The 13,187-nt window shown below is 62.8% G+C and carries 15 protein-coding genes; 3 read left to right on the top strand and 12 right to left on the bottom strand.

All coding sequences use genetic code 11. The features are described from left to right. The first annotated feature begins 5 nt into the window (after positions 1–5). The 3 genes from tatB to GGQ68_RS08965 are packed head-to-tail and all read left to right on the top strand — an operon-like array spanning position 6 to position 2,277. Positions 6–491: a Sec-independent protein translocase protein TatB gene (gene tatB, locus GGQ68_RS08975; protein ID WP_246429314.1), complete on the top strand. Its 486-nt coding sequence runs from the start codon at positions 6–8 to the stop codon at positions 489–491. After that, the gene (gene tatC, locus GGQ68_RS08970; protein ID WP_183965172.1) at positions 488–1,438 is read left to right on the top strand and encodes a twin-arginine translocase subunit TatC; all 951 of its coding nucleotides are present in this window, start codon (positions 488–490) and stop codon (positions 1,436–1,438) included. Before tatB ends, tatC begins: the two co-directional genes overlap by 4 nt. Beyond that, the gene (locus GGQ68_RS08965) at positions 1,435–2,277 is read left to right on the top strand and encodes an ATP-binding protein (RefSeq protein WP_183965171.1); all 843 of its coding nucleotides are present in this window, start codon (positions 1,435–1,437) and stop codon (positions 2,275–2,277) included. The genes tatC and GGQ68_RS08965 overlap by 4 nt, the downstream gene beginning before the upstream one ends. Positions 2,278–2,355: 78 nt before the next feature. On the opposite strand, the gene GGQ68_RS08960 is transcribed toward GGQ68_RS08965, so the two are convergent. From GGQ68_RS08960 to GGQ68_RS08905, 12 genes are all read right to left on the bottom strand, one after another. Further along, the gene (locus tag GGQ68_RS08960; protein WP_183965170.1) at positions 2,356–3,570 is read right to left on the bottom strand and encodes a M23 family metallopeptidase; all 1,215 of its coding nucleotides are present in this window, start codon (positions 3,568–3,570) and stop codon (positions 2,356–2,358) included. 65 nt (positions 3,571–3,635) lie between these two features. Beyond that, positions 3,636–4,277, bottom strand: a complete 642-nt coding sequence (locus tag GGQ68_RS08955) for a protein-L-isoaspartate(D-aspartate) O-methyltransferase (protein ID WP_183965169.1) — start codon at positions 4,275–4,277, stop codon at positions 3,636–3,638. Continuing rightward, positions 4,274–5,059 (bottom strand): 5'/3'-nucleotidase SurE, encoded by a 786-nt coding sequence (gene surE / locus GGQ68_RS08950; RefSeq protein ID WP_183965167.1) that lies wholly within the window; start codon positions 5,057–5,059, stop codon positions 4,274–4,276. The genes GGQ68_RS08955 and surE overlap by 4 nt, the downstream gene beginning before the upstream one ends. 125 nt (positions 5,060–5,184) lie before the next feature. Beyond that, entirely contained in the window at positions 5,185–5,820 is a 636-nt protein-coding gene (locus tag GGQ68_RS08945; protein ID WP_183965165.1) for an SDR family NAD(P)-dependent oxidoreductase, read from the bottom strand. A 249-nt stretch (positions 5,821–6,069) separates the two neighbouring features. Next, entirely contained in the window at positions 6,070–6,336 is a 267-nt protein-coding gene (locus GGQ68_RS08940; protein WP_183965163.1) for an amidophosphoribosyltransferase, read from the bottom strand. 197 nt (positions 6,337–6,533) lie between these two features. After that, on the bottom strand, positions 6,534–7,082 hold the full coding sequence (locus GGQ68_RS08935; RefSeq protein WP_183965161.1) for a DUF2199 domain-containing protein: 549 nt from the start codon (positions 7,080–7,082) through the stop codon (positions 6,534–6,536). Between the two features lie 82 nt (positions 7,083–7,164). Next, entirely contained in the window at positions 7,165–8,655 is a 1,491-nt protein-coding gene (purF, locus tag GGQ68_RS08930; protein ID WP_246429313.1) for an amidophosphoribosyltransferase, read from the bottom strand. A gap of 701 nt (positions 8,656–9,356) precedes the next feature. Next, on the bottom strand, positions 9,357–9,917 hold the full coding sequence (locus GGQ68_RS08925; RefSeq protein WP_183965159.1) for a CvpA family protein: 561 nt from the start codon (positions 9,915–9,917) through the stop codon (positions 9,357–9,359). A gap of 54 nt (positions 9,918–9,971) precedes the next feature. After that, positions 9,972–11,339 (bottom strand): DNA repair protein RadA, encoded by a 1,368-nt coding sequence (radA, locus tag GGQ68_RS08920; protein ID WP_183965157.1) that lies wholly within the window; start codon positions 11,337–11,339, stop codon positions 9,972–9,974. Positions 11,340–11,484: 145 nt separating this feature from the next. Next, a complete protein-coding gene (locus GGQ68_RS08915; RefSeq protein WP_183965155.1) occupies positions 11,485–11,910 on the bottom strand; it encodes a paraquat-inducible protein A in 426 nt (141 codons plus the stop codon). Positions 11,911–11,969: 59 nt separating this feature from the next. Continuing rightward, on the bottom strand, positions 11,970–12,356 hold the full coding sequence (locus GGQ68_RS08910; RefSeq protein ID WP_183965153.1) for a hypothetical protein: 387 nt from the start codon (positions 12,354–12,356) through the stop codon (positions 11,970–11,972). A gap of 60 nt (positions 12,357–12,416) precedes the next feature. Continuing rightward, a complete protein-coding gene (locus GGQ68_RS08905; RefSeq protein ID WP_183965151.1) occupies positions 12,417–13,163 on the bottom strand; it encodes an ABC transporter ATP-binding protein in 747 nt (248 codons plus the stop codon). Positions 13,164–13,187: the final 24 nt, after the last annotated feature.

Below are 13,187 nucleotides of genomic sequence, written 5' to 3'. Positions count from 1 at the left end.
TCACCATGCCGATGGTTTTCGATTTCGGCTTTGGCGAGCTTCTGGTCATCGGTATCGTGGCGTTGATCGTCGTCGGGCCGAAGGAGCTGCCGATGCTGTTCCGCAACGTGGGGCACTTCATGGGCAAGGCCCGCGGCATGGCGCGCGAGTTTTCCCGCGCCATGAATGACGCCGCCGACGATGCCGGGGTCAAGGACATTCAGAAGACCTTCAAGTCGGCGAGCAACCCGATGAGCAGCGCCATGGATGGGGTCCGCGACGCGGCGAAATCCATGACCGACATCGGCGGGTCAGGCGGCACTGGAAAAAGCGCGGACAAGCCGAAGCTGTCCGAGGAACGCGAAGCTGCCCGCCGCAAGATCGAGGCGAACGCCGCCCGCGCGGCCGCTGACCGCAAATCCCGCGAAGCCGAAGCCGCTTCGCAAAAAGCGGCAGAGATGGAGCGCGCGCTGGCCGAAGACGCCGCAAAGGACGAGGCTGACAAGGCATGAGCCAAACCCAAGACGACCTCGAAGACAGCGCTGCGCCGCTGATCGAACATCTGGCAGAGCTGCGCACGCGGCTGATCCGGTCGATCCTTGCCCTGTTCGTGGGCATCTGCATCATGTTCATTCCGATTCAGGGAGATTTCCTGGCGGAACATGTGCTGCGGTTCCTGCTTGGCCCGATCGAGGCGACCCTGCGTGCCATGGGCGACCCGTCGCCCACGCTGCAGTACACCAGCCCGCAGGAATACCTGTTTGTTCTGTTCCGGATTTCGATGGTCTTTGGTTTCGCGCTGGCCTTTCCGGTGATCGCGACGCAGCTTTGGCGTTTTGTCGCGCCCGGACTCTATAAATCCGAAAAGGGCGCTTTCCTGCCGTTCCTCATCGCCTCGCCGGTGATGTTCCTGCTCGGCGCGGCATTCGCGCATTTTGTCGTGACCCCACTGGCGATGACCTTTTTCCTGGGCTTCACCGACGCGCCGTCGATCTTTGTCAACATGATGAGCGGCGCCGTGGATACGCCTGCCACGACCGTGGTGGTGCCGGAAACGACGAGCGGGTTGCAGATCACCTTCTTTGGTAAGGTGAACGAATCCCTGCAAACTTCGCTGATCTTCATCATGGCCTTTGGCCTGTGCTTCCAGTTGCCGGTTCTGCTGACGCTGATGGGCAAGGCCGGGCTGGTCTCTGCGGATGGTCTGGGCTCGGTGCGCAAATACGCCATGGTGGCGATTCTGGTTTTGGCCGCTGTGGTCACGCCGCCGGATGTGGTCACGCAGATGATCCTGTTCTGCGTGGTCTACGGGCTTTACGAGGTTTCCATCCTTCTGGTGCGCCGCGTCGAGAAGAAGCGGGAAAAGGATCTGCGGGCCCAGGGTCTGTGGTTCGAGGATGATCCGGCAGAGGCGTCGAAAGACGATCCGATGTTCAAGGAATTTGACGAGGACAAATGACCAATACGGACCCGATGGAACGCATTGCGGCGGCTTTGGAGCGGATGTCTCCGCCGCCGCTCGGCGCCCCTGATTTCACCGCCGAAGCGTTCGTCTGGGAGACACGCCCAGACCGTCTTATGGCGATTGACCGCGTGTCCCGCGTGGCGCTTGATCTGCTGATCGGCGTGGAACGGTCACGCGACACGCTGCTCGCCAATACCCGCCAGTTTGCGCGCGGTCTGCCCGCCAACAACGCCCTGCTCTGGGGCGCGCGGGGCATGGGCAAGTCGTCCATCGTCAAGGCGATTCACGCCGCCGTGCGCGCCGAGGGGCATGACCTGAAACTGGTGGAGCTGCAGCGCGAAGACCTGCCAACCGTCGGTCGACTGCTGGATGTGCTGCGCCATGCGCCATATCGGTTTGTGCTGTTCTGCGACGATCTTTCCTTCAGTCACGACGACGAGCATTACAAAAGCTTGAAGGCCGTGCTGGACGGTGGCGTTGCGGGACGGCCCGAGAATGTGGTGCTTTATGCCACATCGAACCGGCGCCATCTGATGCCGCGCGACATGATCGAAAACGAGCGCGGCTCTGCCATCAATCCGTCAGAGGCGGTCGAGGAAAAGGTTTCCTTGTCAGATCGTTTTGGGCTGTGGCTCGGTTTCCATCCCTGTTCGCAGGACGAATACCTCGACATGATCAGAGGCTACTGCGACAGCCATGGCCTCGAGGTCGACGCCGACACACTGCGTGCGGAGGCCATCGAATGGCAGGCGACGCGCGGCTCTCGATCGGGTCGTGTGGCCTGGCAGTTCTTTGTCGATCTGGCAGGGCGGCAGGGGATCTCTCTGGCCTGAGGTTAAAGGCCACGGAAACAAAAACGGGCGCGTCCGGGAAACCTCGGACGCGCCCGTTTTGTATTTTATGGAATGACCTTAGTTGAGGTAGGCCATCGGGTCAGTGGCATCCAGTCCCTTGCGCACCTCAAAGTGCAGGAAGGACGGCGAGCCGGGGCCGACCCGCGCAATGGTTTGACCACGGCTGACCGAATCGCCGTTCTTCACGGTCGCGTCGGCGATGTTCATGTAGACAGAGCTCACCTCGTTGGGGTGGCGCACGATCATGAACAGCGTTCCATCGGTCTTTTCACTGATGTGTACAACCTTCCCGGAGGCCGCCGCACCCACCGGCTGACCCGGGGACGCTGCAATATCCACGCCGGGGTTCACGCCGGCCTTGTACTCGCGGATGATCGCGCCGGAAACGGGCATCGCCATTTCGCCACTGGCTTTCGCTTGCGACTGGCCAATGTCGGCAACCGGTTCTGCGGGTTTCGCAGGTTTGGGCTTGGGCTTGTCTGCGGCGGCTGTGCTTGAGGCCGCCGGCGCAGCGGGCGCTGCGCGTTCCAATGGTTCTGCGTCGACCTCTGGCAGCGGCGTGGCGGAGGACGGCGGGATGGGCGTGCTGGACGTGGCCCCCGGCTGCGACACAGTGGTCGTGCTGGATGCGCTCGCAGAGGCTGTGCTGGTCGGGATCAGCAGGAACTGACCTTCGCGGACGGTGAACTCTTTATCCAGACCATTCCATTCCGCAAGGCTGCGCGGGGTGACATTGTAAAGGCGCGCAATGGTAAAGGCGGTCTCGCCGCGTGCCACTTGATGGCGGACCGGTTCAACCCCGGTGCCGCTGCTGGTGCGGGTCGGCGTGGTCGGCTGGGCACGCTCGATGGCGTTGCCTGCCAGTGTCGCCACATCCACGGCGGGGGCGCGGCTCAGTCCGGTGGAGGTCGACGGCTCGGCCACGCGGCGGGGCAGGGCGACGATCTCGCCCCGACGCAACGTGTCACCGGTTTGCAGCCCATTGTAACGTGCCAGCTCCTGCGCAGGCAGGCCCACGCGGTCCGCAAGCCGCGCGACGGTATCGTCCCGTTTCGCCACGGCCACCTGATAGCTGGGATAAGACAGGACACCGCGATCATCAGGGGCCGGACGGTCGGCAACCGCAGTGGCCGCCGCAGCGGAGGTATCCATAGGACCACCCATGCGCCCCCGCATGTCAAGATCCAGGCCATCGCCCGCACAGGCGCCAAGGGCGGTCAGCAGCGCGAGTGCGGAAATGGGGCGGGCCCAGGAAGGCGTATGGGTCGTCATCTCGATGTCCTCATCTCATGCGCACCTTGTGGTCGGAGCGTCACTCAAAAATTGCCAGCCGGGCGTCAATCCTTGCCCAGCCCCTCTACCAATGGGACGAAGCGCACGGGGCGCAATTCGTCGTAGTCAAACCCTGTTTCCGTCCGGGTGACCCGGATCAGATGTTGCACCGCGTCGGACTGGCCGACGGGCACCACCATGATACCGCCAATCTTCAACTGCGCCAAGAGCGGGCCGGGCGGGTCCTCGGCGGCGGCGGTCACGAGAATGCGATCAAACGGCGCCTGATCTGGCAATCCAAACGATCCATCTGCGGTGAACGCCGTGATGTTGGCCAGCTCGAGCGTGTCGAACACCTTGCGCGCGGCGGCCACCAAACGCTTGTGCCGGTCAACAGTGTAGACACGCCGCGCCAGCTGGCTGAGGATCGCGGCCTGATAGCCAGAACCGGTGCCGACCTCCAGCACCTTGTCGCGCGAGCCGAGCTGCAACGACTGCGTCATCAGACCGACAACCGACGGCTGCGAAATCGTCTGCCCGCAGGCGATCGGCAGGGGCATGTCTTCGTAGGCACGCTCGGAAAAATAACCTTGAATGAACAAGCCGCGGTCGATGCGCTCCATGGCGTTGAGCACGTCCTTGTCTGTCACCCCTTTGGAGCGCAGAGCAAAGAGGAACTGCATCTTGGCGTCGGCGTCGAAGGTCATTTCAAGGCATCCTCCAGCGCCGTCAGACTGTCGCGGCAGGTGAAATCCGCGCGCATGGGCGTCACGGAGATCCAGCCGTCCATATTCACAGCCGCGTCCGATCCCGCGGCCACGGGCGCGCGCTGGTCGCCGCCCTTGGCCCAAAGGAACCGCCGGCCGGAGGGTGACATGTGCGGCTCGACGCTGAACCCTGTGTGGTCGCGCTTGCCTTGCGGCGCGGCACAGATACCTTTGACAGCCGCCGCAGGAACGGGCGGGAAATTCACGTTGTAAAACAGCCGGTATCCATCCTGCTCATCGGCATCGAACGCGATGATCTTGCGGACGACCTCTGCGCCATATTGAGCGGCGGCCTCGAACGGGTTGTCGATGTTGACGTTGTCCGGTCCGAGGTACTGCGACATGGCGATGGAGCGAAGACCTTTCAGCGCGCCTTCGAGAGCGCCGCCCAAAGTGCCTGAATACATCGCATTTTCAGCGGAATTATTGCCCCGGTTCACGCCGGACAGGATCAGGTCGATCGGGTGGCCCTTCAGCACATCGCCCACACCTGCCAGCACGCAATCGGCGGGGCTGCCCTCGGCTGCGTAACGACGTTCTCCCATCTTGGAGATCAGCGTCGGATGGGCGTAGGAGATGCAATGCGCGACGCCCGATTGCTCGAAGGCAGGCGCGACGGTCCATACTTCACCGTCAGGCCCGGCCAGCTCCTGTGCGATCTGTTCCAGCACGGCCAGGCCGGGCGCGTTGATACCGTCGTCGTTGGTGATGAGAATACGCATGGGACCGCCCGGAAAAGTGTTTTGTGTTCTCTACGGGATGGGCGCGTCGAGAACAAGCGGCGCAGCCCTATTGCAAGGGCGACGCGTTATGGCAGCGGGCCCTGCGGCGCGGGCCATTGGTATTATCAGATCAGTGGGCGCAAGCGGGCTGCTTCAGCCTCGGGCGTCGCCAGCGTATCGCGGCTCTCGCCGGGGAAAAAGCGCGCGCGGTGGCCCGTGCACATCGGCTGCGGCTCAAGAAACTGCACCTGGGGGCCGGTTTTTTCCGTCTCGGCGGCCCAGCTTTTCGCCAATGCGATCTGAGCACCTTTTGTGGTGCCGTAATGGCCGTAGAACTTTTCGCCGCCGTGCTGGTCATCGAAGAAGACGGCTTTGCCTTGCTCACCCAGCAGGGGTGCGACGAAGGGGATCATGTAGCCCGTGGCCGTGACGTTGGTGTCGACGGACTTCTGCCAGTCCTTCTGATCCAATTGCCAGGCGGGGGCCAATGGCGCGGTGTGGATCGCCGTATGAACCCAAAGCGACAGCCCACCCCAACGGTCAAAAACCGAGCGGCACAAATGCGCCATGGCATCGCGGTCCGTCAGATCCATCGGCGCAAGAGTGGCTTCGCCGCCCTTGGCCTTGATCTCGTCGTCCAGGTCTTCCAGCCCGCCCACGGTGCGTGCGACGGCGAGGATGTGATACTCGGGCGCGAGTTTCAGAGCGAGGGCATAGCCCAGCCCACGTGAGGCGCCGGTGATAAGAGCAAGCTTGGTCATGGCGGGGGTTTGGACCTGAAATGCTGGCCCGTCAAGCGGGCGCGTGACCCCTGTTTGTGGTCAAGTGGCCGCAGGACTGCAGGAGTTTGATATCCGGGGCTGCGAGCCGCGTGTAGCGGGGTCAGGTCCGGCGGTCGGCGGCGTGGCCTTGGTCACAATCAGAACCATCGCCGCGGTATCCGGGACCGGATTGTTTTCTGCACCGCGCCACCTACGCCTGTCGCCCGGCAGGGGGAAACACTGGCGCGTTCACGGCTTGGCCGGCTGTTTCAGCCATTTGGTGTTGCCATGCGCCGCGTAGGCCAGCCGACCGTCCTGGATTGCGACCACCGGCGCCGTGCCGATGCGGTCGCCAACCTTGAGCGTCACCGTCTGTCCCTTGGATGTGCGCACCAATGCGCGCGGCGTCTCGTCGTTGCCGAATGTGCCAAGCAGGATGAGCCCGTCGAGCGCGCCAACGGAGCGTTGCGTTGCCGCCTGATTGACGGCGTCAGAGGTGGTGGTGTCCTGTGCCATGGGTCGTCTCGCTGCTCCCTGTGTGTCTGAGAAAGCCGCGTTTAAGAGCCTTGGGTCAGAAAGCAAAGACGGGGGATTTCCGCCGTGCGGAGCCTCGCCCATCGGCGGAGACGACTGTGCGGAAACTTGCTTTGTCGGCGGGACGTACTGTTCGGGCTGCGCCCGAAGGCGCCCGCCCGCCGACCCGAAAACAGCGCTTAGCCCTTCAGGTGAGGCCGGATATCGTTGCCCGACGCCGCATAAAGATCCAGCAGATCGTCCAGCGACAGACCTTCCGCCTGTGTTTCGGCCATCGGCCCGTCCAGCGCTTTGGCCACGGGGCGCTGGCTGGCATCGGCGGCTTCCAGCGCCAGGGGAGTGGCGTCATTGTCGAGCCCGGGAACGGTGTTGGCGCTCAGCCCCTCACCGGCGAAGGCCGCGCCACTGTCGAAGGTGTCGAGGTAAGCATCGAAGGTGTCGCGCGCGACCTCTGCCCAAAGGCTGACATTCATGGCCTCAGATGCGCCCCGAATGGGCAAGGGCAGGGTGACGCGCAGGAAATATCGGCCCATCAGACGGCACAGGTCCGGCGTCAGCCGATCCTCGCCCACGGTCATGTCCTCGCCCTGCAACGGGCCGTGCGGCCAATCCTCGGGTTCCTCGAACCCGATGTCGATCACCCCGCCAAAGCTGCGACCACAGCAGGGGCAGACATAGTCCGGGTCATTCAGACGCTTCCAGCGGGCGTCGAGGTCGAGAAGATTCATGGCCAGAGTCCTGTCGTCAAAAGGAAGAAACGCAAATGGGCGGCCCGAGGACCACCCATCTGAAAACATATTTTAAAGAGGATTACTCCGCCGCCTTCATCTCGAAACCCTGTTCGATCATGTCGGCTGGTTTGACCGGATACTCACCGGAAAAACATGCGTCGCAATACTGCGGGCACTTGTTGTTGCGGCCTTCGGCCTGGCCCACGGCCCGATACAGGCCATCGAGAGACACAAATTTCAGCGAGTCGACGCCCAGGTGCCGGGTCATCTCCTCTTCGGACATGGTCGCGGCGAGCAGCTTTTCGCGTTGCGGCGTGTCCACACCGTAAAAGCACGGCCATGAGGTCGGCGGCGACGCAATGCGGAAGTGAACCTCTGCCGCGCCCGCATCCAGAACCATCTCCTTGATCTTGCGAGAGGTGGTGCCGCGCACGACGGAGTCGTCGACAAGGATGACGCGTTTGCCCTCGATCAGAGCGCGGTTCACGTTCAGCTTCAGCCGCACACCCATGTTCCGGATCTGCTCTGTCGGCTCGATGAACGTCCGGCCCATATATTGATTGCGGATGATTCCCATCCCGAACGGAATGCCGCTTTCGTGGGCAAACCCGATGGCCGCAGGCGTGCCGCTGTCGGGCACGGCGCAGACCAGATCCGCGTCCACCGGTGCTTCGCGGGCCAGCTCCACACCGATCTGGCGGCGAGTCTCATAGACACTGCGGTTGCCGATGATCGAATCAGGGCGCGAGAAATAGACATGCTCGAAGATGCAGAAGCGTGAGCTTGCCTTGCGGAAGGGGTGAGAGGATTCGATGCCACCGTTCTCGGTGATAACGACCATCTCGCCGGGCTCGATCTCGCGGACGTAGGTCGCACCGATGATGTCCAGCCCACAGGTTTCCGACGACAAGGCCCAGCCTGAGTCACCCACTTTGCCCAGAACCAGCGGACGGACGCCCAAGGGGTCGCGCACGCCAATCAGCTTGGTGCGGGTCATGGCAACGATCGAGAACGCGCCTTCGACACGGCGCAATGCGTCTTCCATCCGGCTTGGGATGTCGCGTTGCAGCGATCGGGCCATCAGGTGAATGATGCATTCCGAATCGGACGACGATTGAAAGATCGAACCGCGTTCGATCAACTCGCGCCGCAGAGCATTGGCGTTGGTGATGTTGCCGTTGTGGGCAATCGCCGCGCCCCCCATGGAGAATTCTCCAAAGAAGGGCTGAACGTCGCGAATCGCAGCGGCTTTGGACCCGGCGGTGGAATACCGCACGTGTCCGATGGCAAGCGGGCCAGGCAGCGTTTCCATCAGCGAGGCACGGGTGAAGTTATCCCGGACATAGCCAAAACGACGGACAGAGCTGAAGCCCACATCCGACGAATGTGACACGATACCACCGGCTTCCTGGCCACGGTGCTGCAACGCGTGCAGGCCGAGGGCGACGAAGTTGGCAGCATCCGTGACACCGACGACACCGAAAACGCCACACTCTTCATGGAGAGTGTCGCCGTCAGCATCGAAGGGATTTGTTGTCAGGGTACGGGGGGCGGATTGGGGGTCGGACAAGAGGCGCGTCTCCGATTCCGGGTAAGGTCGCGCTCCACATACGGTGTTAAATGCGCAGTGTCACGGAAGGATCACAAAACTATCCGTGAGAGGGCTGTTTCGCCACAAACACCACAGGCCCATCGGCACGGCAGCGGGTGCTCAACCCGCCTACGGTCGCCGCACAATCGCCGGCTCGACGCCATGCGCGTCTGAGGGATAGGTCGGTCAATGTGCGAAGGAAAAACCTGACGCGGCGCTGTAAATTGCCGTGCTCAGGACCCCCAGCGCGTCGCCATGCGCTTCTGACCGCGTTGCGACCATGGTTATTGGTGCATCGCCAAGGTCGCTGGCATGTGATCCGTGGTCCATCAGGGGGCTCGGAACACCGTCGCCAAAAGTGAGAGGCGCGTCGGGTCTGTTCCGCCAACACGTGGCAGGCGGATATCAGCCAGTGTCGCAGGGAACAGCGTATGCGCCTGACGGGTGGGCGCATCTTGATCGTAATGGTTGGGGCTCTGCGTCATCCGCTTGGCCAGACCTGCACCCTTGGGCAGACAGAATTTGCAAGGTCGCGGCATCCCAAGCGGCAAAACCCGAAATACATGCCGGTGTCTTCGATGATTTGGGGTGTGCGGGAGCGTTTCCAATCTGCGGCGCGGCGGCCGGCAATTCATGCCAGCCGCGTTGCCATTGATAATGCACGCCCCGACAGGCGGGTCTTAGACCGGCGCGTCGCAGGTGCCGACAAGCTGTTCGTATTGCGCCGTGATCCAGCCAAGCGCCTGCTCCGGGTTCTGCTCTTCGATCTTGCCGGTGAACTGGCTGAACACCGCAGCCGAACGCGAATCGTCAATCATGGCGATGTCCTGCGCGGTGATGACCGTCTGGTAGACAAAGAACCCGATCGCCACGAGCAACACGCCCCGCGCCACGCCGAACAAAAAGCCAAGCGCCTGATCGAATGCTCCCAACGCCGAGCGTTGCACCAGCGAGGAAAACAAAGGCGTGAACAACGACACGATCAACAGCGCGATGGTAAAGACCACCGCAAAGGCTGCGATGATCGACAACTCGCAACTGTCGGCAAGAAACTCGCCAACCATCGGCGCTTCCTTGACCAACGGTTGAACTTGCGCGGCGAACATGAACGCCAGAACGGCAGCGGCGATCCAGCCGAGGATGGCCATGGCCTCCCGGACGATGCCGCGCGAATACGCCAGCAAAGCCGACATGACAATGATCAGCCCGACGACCCCGTCGACGATAGTGAAACCTTCCATAGTCGCTGCCTTTTTTGCCTGCGTTTTTGTATTTCAATCACTGGTCAGACGCCGTTAGCCGGCGCCAAAGACCTCACCCACGAAACCGGCCAGATCGCTCATCTGGATCAGCTTCATCGACTTGCTGCCCCGCGCCTTGCCGCCCGTCGGCAGAATCGCGGTGGAAAAACCAAGTTTCGCGGCTTCCTTCAAGCGATTTTCGGTCTGCCCCACGGGTCTCAGCGCACCTGATAGGCTGATTTCCCCGAAAACGACAGTCTCCGCCGGTAGGGCCGCGTCCTCTCGGGCGGAAAGTAGCGCAGCCGCCACAGCCAGATCTGCGGCAGGCTCGCCAACACGCATCCCGCCCGCCACGTTCAGGTAAACATCGAGCCCGGCAAAGGGGATGCCGCAGCGTGATTCGAGCACCGCGAGAATCATCGCCAGCCGCGAGCCATCCCAGCCCACCACGCTGCGCCGAGGTTGCGAGTGGGGCGAGGGGGCGACCAGCGCCTGAAACTCCACCAGCACAGGGCGCGTGCCCTCAATCCCTGAAAACACCACCGATCCGGGCGCAGGTTCGCCGCGCTCCGCCAAAAACAGGGCCGAGGGGTTCTTGACCTCGGCCAGGCCGCCGCCGGTCATCTCGAAAACGCCGATTTCGTCTGCGGGGCCAAAGCGGTTCTTGACCGAGCGCAGGATGCGGAACTGGTGGCCGCGCTCGCCTTCAAAATACAGCACGGTGTCCACCATGTGTTCGACCACGCGCGGCCCGGCGAGGTTGCCCTCCTTGGTGACGTGCCCCACGAGGAACACCGCGCAGCCGCGCCGCTTGGCAAAGCTGGTCAGCTCATGGGCCGCCGCGCGCACCTGACTGACAGAGCCGGGGGCGGATTCCACGTTGTCGGCCCACATGGTCTGGATCGAATCGATGATCGCGAGGTCAGGCTTGATTTCGTCAAGCGTGGTCAGAATATCGCGCAGGTTGGTTTCCGTCGCCAGCTTCACCGGCGCGTCCGTGAGGTTCAGCCGCTGCGCGCGCAGCCGCACCTGGGCAGAGGCTTCCTCGCCCGAGATATAAACCACCTTCAGACCCGCCCGCGCAAAGGCGGCGGCGGCCTGCAACAGCAGCGTCGACTTGCCGATGCCGGGATCCCCCCCGACGAGCACGGCAGATGCGGGCACCAGCCCGCCGCCCAAAACGCGGTCCAGCTCGTCGATCTTGCAGGCGGTGCGCGGCGGCGGCGCTTCCTTGGACGACAGATCGGACAGCGGCACCTTGCGGCCCCGGCTGGTGCCGATGGTCTTGCCAGAAGGGCCTTGCGCCAGCGGCGTCTCCTCGACGATGGAGTTCCATTCGCCACAGGTATCACAGCGCCCCGCCCACTTGTTCGTGACGTTGCCGCATTTTTGACAGACGAACCGGCTGGTGGCCTTGGCCATGACACGCTCCCCTTGCGTTGAGCGCCGGGTTTAGACCGTTCCGCCAGAAAAGGAAACGCCGGGAATGCGGGTTCGCATTGGCTTCTTTGCTTCGAAAATACTCCGGGGGCATGGGGGCAGTCCCCGTTCCGGACGCTCCGGCACTCTAGCTGCGCCGCGCCTCAAGGGCTCCGATCACCATCGACCCCAGGATCAACGCTGTGAACAGGTACAGCCCCCAGGCAGTTTCCACGCGGCCAACCCCCAGTCCCTTCGCCAGCGTCACATAGAGCGCGATCAAAAACACATCCGCCATGGCAAATTTGCCAAGAATATTGATCGCTGTCAGGCTCCTGCGGTTCCAAACCCCGAACTGCACCAGCGCCAGCCCCACGGTCTTTGCCATCGGCGCCCCCAAGGCGAAAACCGCCACCACCAGCCCAAGGAACAGGTCAGAGGCCCACAACGATCGCAGCCCGGAGACCACGTAAATCTCTGACATCCCGAACAGCGGCAGCAACCCGGCCCGCATCAAGGGCGCAAACCACGACAAAGGGTAGAGGATTATGAATGCCAGGTTCAGCCAGCGCATGCGTGTCCATCCTTTTGTGGATCACCCGTCCTTGGGGCAGGGCGCCTCGTGCTGCCCCCTCAGGAGGTCCACCACCACAGGCCGACCAGCGCCGCCATCATCAGGATGTGGATCCAGTCGATCACCCGCCACCGTGCGCGCGGCGTGATCGAGGAGATGAGAAACACCACCGATGGCACCAGCAGTGCGGACATGCCGCCGCCGCCCGCCATGAATTGCGCTAGGCTGGTGTAGATCGGCCCCTGCGCCAGATTCAGCGCGGGTGCAAAGGTGGTAAAGATGCCCGCAGCGGCCATCAACAGCGTCACCAACGCCGGCCAACGTGCTATGCCGCGACCGACAATCACCCGGATCAGTGCCAGACAGGCCAGCAGTTCAAGGTAGACGAATTTCTTGATGAACAAGAAGGCAACCACCTCGGGCGGCGGCTGAAAGAAGCTTTCCATGGAACCCCCGGATACGACAGTGCGGCTGTCATGCCACCAGTGCCTCGGCTTGGCAACGGATCACCTTACGGCTTCGATCGGTCCTTCGGCGCGGCCATGAATGAACTGGTCCACATGCGCATCGCCCGAATGGTCCAACTGCGACACCGGCCCTGTCCAGCGGATCTTGCCGCCGTGCAACATGGCCACGTTGTCCGCGATGGCCCGGACAGAGCTCATGTCGTGGGTGATGGTCATGGCCGTGGCGCCCATCTCGGTCACGATCTCGCGGATCAGATCGTTGATGACGCCCGCCATGATCGGGTCCAAACCCGTGGTCGGCTCGTCGAAAAAGATGATTTCCGGCTCGGCGGCGATGGCGCGCGCCAGCCCCACACGTTTTTGCATGCCGCCCGACAGCTCTGCGGGAAAGCGATCCGCAACATCCGGCGTCAGCCCCACGCGGCGCAGCTTTTCGATGGCGATCTCGCGGGCCTCGGCCTTGGGTCTCTTCAGCGATCCCCGCAGCAGGCGAAAAGCCACGTTCTGCCAGACGGGCAGGCTGTCGAACAATGCGCCGCCCTGAAACAACATGCCGAACCGGGCGAGAAAGGCATCGCGATCCTGTTGCGTCACGTCACGTCCGTCGAGTGTGATCGTCCCGGCGTCCGGCGACACCAGCCCCAGAATGCATTTCAGCAGAACCGATTTCCCGGTGCCAGAGCCGCCGATGATCACCATCGAGGTGCCTTTGTTGATCTCCAGATTGACGCCGCGCAGAACGTGGTTGGCCCCGAAGGCTTTGGAAAGGTTGGAGAGTTCTATCATCTCTCCCACCCGGATGCGCAAGGC

The organism is Sagittula marina, assembly GCF_014196795.1.
In the GTDB taxonomy this organism is placed as follows: domain Bacteria; phylum Pseudomonadota; class Alphaproteobacteria; order Rhodobacterales; family Rhodobacteraceae; genus Sagittula; species Sagittula marina.
The sequence above is the reverse complement of the archived record's forward strand: the minus strand, read 5'-3'. Positions and strand labels throughout refer to the sequence as shown.

Bases quoted from the DNA above. Each gene is read 5' to 3' on its own strand.
- tatB (WP_246429314.1), top strand. From the start codon at position 6: ATGCCGATGGTTTTCGATTTCGGCTTTGGCGAGCTTCTGGTCATCGGT.
- tatC (WP_183965172.1), top strand. From the start codon at position 488: ATGAGCCAAACCCAAGACGACCTCGAAGACAGCGCTGCGCCGCTGATC.
- GGQ68_RS08965 (WP_183965171.1), top strand. From the start codon at position 1,435: ATGACCAATACGGACCCGATGGAACGCATTGCGGCGGCTTTGGAGCGG.
- GGQ68_RS08960 (WP_183965170.1), bottom strand. From the start codon at position 3,570: ATGACGACCCATACGCCTTCCTGGGCCCGCCCCATTTCCGCACTCGCG.
- GGQ68_RS08955 (WP_183965169.1), bottom strand. From the start codon at position 4,277: ATGACCTTCGACGCCGACGCCAAGATGCAGTTCCTCTTTGCTCTGCGC.
- surE (WP_183965167.1), bottom strand. From the start codon at position 5,059: ATGCGTATTCTCATCACCAACGACGACGGTATCAACGCGCCCGGCCTG.
- GGQ68_RS08945 (WP_183965165.1), bottom strand. From the start codon at position 5,820: ATGACCAAGCTTGCTCTTATCACCGGCGCCTCACGTGGGCTGGGCTAT.
- GGQ68_RS08940 (WP_183965163.1), bottom strand. From the start codon at position 6,336: ATGGCACAGGACACCACCACCTCTGACGCCGTCAATCAGGCGGCAACG.
- GGQ68_RS08935 (WP_183965161.1), bottom strand. From the start codon at position 7,082: ATGAATCTTCTCGACCTCGACGCCCGCTGGAAGCGTCTGAATGACCCG.
- GGQ68_RS08925 (WP_183965159.1), bottom strand. From the start codon at position 9,917: ATGGAAGGTTTCACTATCGTCGACGGGGTCGTCGGGCTGATCATTGTC.
- radA (WP_183965157.1), bottom strand. From the start codon at position 11,339: ATGGCCAAGGCCACCAGCCGGTTCGTCTGTCAAAAATGCGGCAACGTC.
- GGQ68_RS08915 (WP_183965155.1), bottom strand. From the start codon at position 11,910: ATGCGCTGGCTGAACCTGGCATTCATAATCCTCTACCCTTTGTCGTGG.
- GGQ68_RS08910 (WP_183965153.1), bottom strand. From the start codon at position 12,356: ATGGAAAGCTTCTTTCAGCCGCCGCCCGAGGTGGTTGCCTTCTTGTTC.
- GGQ68_RS08905 (WP_183965151.1), bottom strand. From the start codon at position 13,163: ATGATAGAACTCTCCAACCTTTCCAAAGCCTTCGGGGCCAACCACGTT.